Here is a 6,354-nt window from a genome sequence, read left to right on the forward strand (position 1 = left end):
CTGAACTTCCCCCGTATAAATATACTAGCTATGGCTCAAAGTCTTACAGAGCCTGAGTTAAAGCAATGTAATACTAATAAACTACTGGGTACAAACTCCTGAAATCCTTACGCAGACAGGGTTTGAGGCAAAATTTTTCAAATTTGACCCTTCGACCATTATAGCTTGTTTCCAGGCAGAAAACCATCAAAAACATGGCTACCGAGGGAATCGCTGACTCTAGAGATTAATGACACCATCTGTTACAATAAGGTTAGCGATCACTATACAGCCAACTCTACGGAATCGCTCTACTCTAGATACAGTCAACGGTACAGCCATTTTCAAAGGGAAAATGTACCCAGTAGCGTCTTTTCAATTTTTTCTGAGAAGCTCCAGGCAGTAAGGGTTTTGTTAATTTTTTAGTATTTCTGTATGGGGGAAGTCCAGCTATACTCTAACTGCTAATTGTTCGCGGTAAAGAGTAAGCATTTCGGGGATAACTTGATTGAGATTGCCAGCGCCGAGGAACAGAGCTAGATCCCCTGGTTGGAGAATTTCTAGCAGGAATTGACTTAAAGAACTCAATTCGGGGTGATAGTAGGCGTTTTTATGGTGTTTTTTCACCTGTTCAGCCACTTGCTGCCCGGTGACGTGATTGATATTCACTTCCCCGGCACTATAAATATCCGTTAAGACTACCACATCGGCGGAACTGAAAGCGGCTCCGAATTCCTCCAAAAAGGCAGTGGTGCGACTGTAACGATGGGGTTGGAAAATAGCGATCGAACGTTGGTACTGTTTGCCTTCTACCTTTAATTTTGCCGCCGCTAAAGTAGCCAACAATTCGCTAGGATGGTGGGCATAATCATCAATAAAAGTAATGCCGTTTGCTTCTCCCTTGTGTTCAAAACGGCGTTTTGCCCCGGCAAAAGTAGCGATCGCATCGGCAATAACGGCAAATTCTAAACCGAGATAACGTCCGATGGCCACCACTGCCAAAGCATTACTAATATTATGTTGCCCCGGGATTTTCACCTCCATTTGTCCCAGATAACTGCCTTTTTCCCAGACGGAAGCTTTCATCATTCCCTGTTCATAGATAATCTCGCTGACGGTGTAATCGGCACCTTTTTCGGGATCGAGACTATAACTAATCGTCGGACGGAAATGCTCGGCGATCGTGTCACAATCTAAACAAGCGACTAAAATCTGGCACTGATGGGCGAATTCATGGAAAGTATCGATAACTTCGCTTAAATTCTGGTAATGATCCGGGTGATCTAGCTCAATATTGGTGATTACGCCGATTTTCGGGGCGTGCTTGGTTAGGGAACCATCGGACTCATCGGCCTCTGCCACTAAAAAACGCCCTTGACCAAGACGAGCGTTACCTTCCCAAGCGTCCACCTCACCACCGACAATGATCGTGGGGTCTAATCCCGCTTCTAACAAAACGTAACCGATTAGGCTGCTAGTGGTGGTTTTTCCGTGGGTGCCGGCGACGGCGATACTGTCGTAATCAGCGATTAAAGCCGCTAAAACGTCGCTACGGTGAAAAATTGGGTATCCTAAGTCTCTGGCCGCTTGATATTCCTTGTTATGGTCATTAATCGCCGTGGAGCAGATTACTTGCGGAACCGTTTGGCTACTGTTTTGAGGGCCAGGAGAATGAAATAAAGCTAAATTATTTGCCTCTTGACGGTGGAAAATCTGCGCTCCCGCTCCCTGTAGCCTTTGGGTGATATGAGTAGGACGTAAATCGGAGCCAGACACAGGTAAATTGCGTTTGGCTAAGATATAAGCGAGGGCTGACATCCCAATACCGCCAATACCGATAAAATGGAAAGGTTGGCCGTTAAAATTAACTTTTTTCACTGTTTTCACTCCTCAGACCCACGATTATATAAGTTTTAAACTCGATCGGTAGTAAAGTCAACCTCATGATAGGGGCATTTGAGCAGAATTCCCAAATGTTGCCCAGTTGCCTTGCAAAATCCTTGACGCAGAATTAAAATTTTTTCTCCCAATTCCTTTTTTTGGGGTGTGGGTGTGGGGTGTGGGGTGTGGGTGTGGGTGTGGGGTTTGGGGTGTGGGGAGAATAAATAAAAATAGTCTCGGAGTCTCGGAGTCTCGGAGTCTCCTGAATGGTGATGTAATAAATTATTTTCGATCGGGATCGTAAAGTTCAACCTTTAAGGTATGATTGGGAACATTAATTATTTTTTTATGTATTGCACTAAAACGTAGAGGGCAAGCAGCAGTGATTAGAGTAGCGATCAATGGTTTCGGACGGATTGGACGTAATTTCCTAAGATGTTGGTTAGGACGGACTAATAGTGGCTTGGAGGTAGTGGGGATCAATGATACATCCGATCCCCGGAGTAACGCTCACCTGCTCAAATATGACTCGATGTTAGGCAAACTTAACGCTAATATCGATGCCGATGATAATTCTTTAATTGTTAACGGTAAAACCATTAAATGTTATTCCGATCGCAATCCCCTCAATCTGCCCTGGGCAGAATGGGGTGTAGATTTAGTGATCGAAGCTACCGGTGTTTTCGTCGATGAAGAGGGCGCTTCTAAGCATATTGTCGCAGGAGCTAAAAAAGTCCTCATTACCGCACCGGGTAAAGGTTCGGGTGTGGGAACCTATGTGGTTGGTGTCAACGCTCACGAATACGAACACGATAAATACAATGTCATCAGCAATGCCAGTTGTACCACCAACTGTCTTGCTCCTGTCGTCAAAGTGATTCACGAAAACTTCGGCATCATCAAAGGGACGATGACCACCACCCACAGTTACACTGGTGATCAACGCATTCTGGATGCTAGTCACCGGGATCTGCGTCGCGCTCGCGCCGCAGCCGTTAACATCGTTCCCACCTCCACCGGTGCCGCTAAAGCTGTAGCCTTAGTTATCCCCGACATGAAAGGGAAACTTAACGGGATCGCTCTGCGTGTACCCACTCCTAACGTTTCTGTGGTGGATTTAGTGGCGCAAGTGGAAAAAAGTACGATCGCGGAACAGGTAAACGAAGTCCTCAAAGAAGCTTCGGAAAATTCTTTGAAAGGAATTCTCGAATATAATGATTTACCCCTCGTTTCCTCTGATTATCGCGGTGTTGATGCCTCCTCGATCATCGATGCTAGTCTAACGATGGTGATGGGTGGCGATATGGTGAAAGTTATCGCTTGGTACGATAACGAATGGGGTTACTCCCAACGCGTGGTTGATCTCGCTGAAGTCGTCGCCAGCAAGTGGAAAGGCTAAATCAGTGATCAGTAAACAGTAATCAGTGAACAGTGGGCGTTAATTAGGAGTCAGGAGTGGTTAGTGATAACTGATAACTGATAACTGATAACTGTTAACTGAGCAGTGATAAATTCTCACTGAAAAAGCGCCGATAGATTCCCTCTGTCACCAATTGAGCGGTGATTAGGTTAGCTAGGGCAATCATAAACAGGATCAGTATCTGGTAGGAAGCGGCGTTTAAAGGTTCACTTCCTGCCAATACCTGTCCGGTGAACATTCCGGGTAAACTGACTAAACCCACCACCATCATCTGATTGAGGGTGGGTATTAAACTAGCTCGAATCGCTTCTTTTTGATAAGCTGCGATCGCTTGTTGAGGGGTTGCCCCTAAACAAAGATGGGTTTCGATTTCCAAACGGTGACTTTTAATGGCACTGCTTAATCTCTCCCCGGCTAAAGAGGCACTATTCATCGCTTGCCCTAACACCATCCCCGTCAAGGGAATTAAGTATTGGGGCGAGTACCATTGTTCTGGTTGAATAATTAAAGCGATCGCATAACCTAAAGTTAGACAGCTACTAATCAACAGAGAGCCAAAAACTAGGGGTAATAAGCCTTTATCTCGGCTATCGATGCGATTTTTAGCAACAATAGTCGCGATAGTCATCATTACTGCCAAAATCCCCAGCACGGCCAGAGGATTATCCAGGGAAAAAATAACGGCGATAACGTAGCCTACCACTAATAATTGCAGGATCGATCGACCGGTCGCTAATAATAATTGTCCCTCTAGAGCTAAATTTGACCAACGGGAGAGGATTAAACAAATACCCATCATCCCCAAAGCCCAACCCAAATCCACCAGATTTAGTTCTACTAATCCATCCATAAAAATAAAAGAAACAAATTACAACAATACTTAATCTATAAATAGCAAGTTTATAATTATTTTTGACTAATTATTCCTTCTTTTCCCCAACAAATCCCGATTAGTCTCTAATTTGAGTGAAAGCGCGTGAGTACAATTCCCCCCGTCGATTTATCCCGTCAATACCAAGTCATCAGCGAAGAAGCTAACCATGCCGTTTTAGAAATCCTCCGTTCTGGGCGCTATATTGGCGGTGAAGTTGTGAGCGAATTAGAACGACAATTTGCCCTCTATCACGGTGTTAGCGATTGTGTTGCCTGTAATTCGGGAACCGATGCCCTTTATCTGGCACTGCGCGCCCTCGGTATTCAAGCGGGGGATGAAGTAATCACTTCCACTTTTTCGTTTATTGCCACCGCCGAAGCGATTAATTTAGTCGGGGCAGTGCCGGTTTTTGTCGATATCGATATCAATACTTTTAACCTCGATGTGGCACTGTTGGAAAAAGCGCTTACTCCCCAGACTAAAGCGATTATCCCAGTACACCTTTTTGGGCAATCTGTCAATATGTCTGAGGTGGTAAATTTCGCTCGTTCTCATAATTTATTGGTGATTGAGGATTGCGCTCAAGCAACGGGAGCAGAATGGCATGGGCAGAAAGTGGGGAGTATCGGCGATATTGGCTGTTTTAGCTTCTTTCCCACCAAAAATTTAGGCGGTTGTGGCGATGGTGGCGCAATTACCACCAATAACCCCGAGTTAGCGGCACAAATTCGCATGATTAAAGAACACGGCAGCAAGGTGCGTTATCTCCACGAGGTAATCGGGGTAAATAGCCGCTTAGATGCCATTCAAGCGGTTATTTTGCAAATTAAGCTAAAATATCTCGATTTTTGGAATAATCAACGGATCGAGATTGCCCAACGTTATCGAGAATTACTGCAACCCTTGCCTAATATCACTTTACCTACCGCTTTAGCTGGGGGTAAGCACGTTTGGAATCAGTACACAATCCTAACGGAAAATCGTGACCAAATTCGGGCAGCTTTGCAGGAAAAAGATGTCCTATCCATGGTTTATTATCCGATTCCCCTACATTTACAGCCGGTTTATCAGTATTTAGGCTATAAAAAAGGTGATTTACCCATGGCTGAATTGGCCAGTGAAAAAGTGTTATCTTTGCCTATGTTCCCCGATTTAAGCTGCGAGGAACAACAACAGGTAGCCTATGCGCTGAAAGATTGTTTGCATAGTTTTTCAATTTATGATTTAGCCGAGGATTGAACTAATGAGTCAGATAAATGAGCGTTCAAAACCAGCCAAGTATTCACTATATAACTTAAGAAAAGTAAAGCGTGATTTAGTCTATGATGCCTGGGATTTCTGGCGTACTCTAACTCAAAAAGATCAACTAGAAAAAGTCATCAATCAAAGAGAAATTCGTTTTATCGGTTTGAAACGTAGTGGTAATCATGCGGTGTGAAATTGGATTAGAGCGCAAGAACAAGATTCTTATTTTCCGAATAATGTTAATGTTAGTATCAGTCCTTTTAGGCATTTTCATCTACACTTCAACCCTTATGGGTTTTCGAGAGGAAGCTTGGGGAAATTTCAAGACTAAAAACTGTTTTTTGTATAGCTACGAAGACCATAGTATTGCCAAAATAACTGAGCAAAAATATGAAAAAAAACATGATCTTTATGTAGGGAAAACCAGTCATAAGTAGGTGGGTGGAATTAAATATAAGATGAACGTAGGTTGGGTTGAAGCATGAAACCCAACGCCCGATTATGTTACGCTACCGCTAACCCATCCTACAAATAATTGTGCCTCCCTACTTAGGTACGATGTACTTTTACTCAGAGATACGTTTAATCTGATTGCCAGTCGTTTGAAAAAGGGATTTTTATCTGTCAAGACAAAAGGAATGTCTCTGACTGATATGTGGATTGAATACGCCAAAGAATTCCTTGAAGAAACTAGCTATCTAAGTAATAACAAGGTTATTATTAATTACAATCTATGGTTTTCTGATATTAGTTATCGTCGAGAAATTTGGTTCTTCGTTACTTGGTATGGTTCGATAGGGGGGCATAAATCGACTAAATCTTTATCTGGCAAGAGACTTAATTGATTAGTTCGCTCTAGATAAAAAACAATTGACAAAAATCGCTAAATGCCTTTCTATATAAGGGTTCCATCCCTTATAACCCCCGTCCATTGCATAACAATTACCGAAGAGCC

General features: G+C 43.4%; 7 protein-coding genes. 3 read left to right on the forward strand and 4 right to left on the reverse strand.

The window, feature by feature from the left end:
* Positions 1-429: 429 nt before the first annotated feature.
* Both murC and O9332_RS05990 read right to left on the reverse strand, forming a co-directional pair.
* Entirely contained in the window at positions 430-1,857 is a 1,428-nt protein-coding gene (gene murC, locus O9332_RS05985) for a UDP-N-acetylmuramate--L-alanine ligase (protein ID WP_002760708.1), read from the reverse strand.
* 35 nt (positions 1,858-1,892) lie between these two features.
* Entirely contained in the window at positions 1,893-2,171 is a 279-nt protein-coding gene (locus O9332_RS05990; protein WP_002760706.1) for a hypothetical protein, read from the reverse strand.
* A gap of 71 nt (positions 2,172-2,242) precedes the next feature.
* On the opposite strand from O9332_RS05990, the gene O9332_RS05995 reads away from it, so the two are divergent.
* A complete protein-coding gene (locus tag O9332_RS05995) occupies positions 2,243-3,259 on the forward strand; it encodes a type I glyceraldehyde-3-phosphate dehydrogenase (RefSeq protein ID WP_002731954.1) in 1,017 nt (338 codons plus the stop codon).
* Between the two features lie 94 nt (positions 3,260-3,353).
* On the opposite strand, the gene O9332_RS06000 is transcribed toward O9332_RS05995, so the two are convergent.
* On the reverse strand, positions 3,354-4,130 hold the full coding sequence (locus O9332_RS06000; RefSeq protein ID WP_002760702.1) for an ABC transporter permease: 777 nt from the start codon (positions 4,128-4,130) through the stop codon (positions 3,354-3,356).
* A gap of 126 nt (positions 4,131-4,256) precedes the next feature.
* Between O9332_RS06000 and O9332_RS06005 the strand changes: the two genes are divergently transcribed.
* Together O9332_RS06005 and O9332_RS06010 are read left to right on the forward strand one after the other, a co-directional pair.
* Positions 4,257-5,393: a DegT/DnrJ/EryC1/StrS family aminotransferase gene (locus O9332_RS06005; RefSeq protein WP_002760701.1), complete on the forward strand. Its 1,137-nt coding sequence runs from the start codon at positions 4,257-4,259 to the stop codon at positions 5,391-5,393.
* 4 nt (positions 5,394-5,397) lie between these two features.
* Positions 5,398-5,592 carry a hypothetical protein gene (locus tag O9332_RS06010; RefSeq protein ID WP_002760699.1) on the forward strand — a complete coding sequence of 65 codons (195 nt, stop codon included), beginning with the start codon at positions 5,398-5,400 and terminating at the stop codon, positions 5,590-5,592.
* 558 nt (positions 5,593-6,150) lie between these two features.
* Here the strand turns inward: O9332_RS06010 and O9332_RS06015 are convergent.
* Entirely contained in the window at positions 6,151-6,276 is a 126-nt protein-coding gene (locus O9332_RS06015; protein ID WP_288024245.1) for a hypothetical protein, read from the reverse strand.
* Positions 6,277-6,354 lie beyond the last annotated feature (78 nt).

Source organism: Microcystis sp. LE19-10.1B (genome assembly GCF_027530565.1).
GTDB classification, from domain to species: domain Bacteria; phylum Cyanobacteriota; class Cyanobacteriia; order Cyanobacteriales; family Microcystaceae; genus Microcystis; species Microcystis aeruginosa.

Coding starts and splice junctions, on each gene's coding strand:
- O9332_RS06010 (WP_002760699.1), top strand. CDS start 5,398: ATGAGTCAGATAAATGAGCGTTCAAAACCAGCCAAGTATTCACTATAT.
- O9332_RS06000 (WP_002760702.1), bottom strand. CDS start 4,130: ATGGATGGATTAGTAGAACTAAATCTGGTGGATTTGGGTTGGGCTTTG.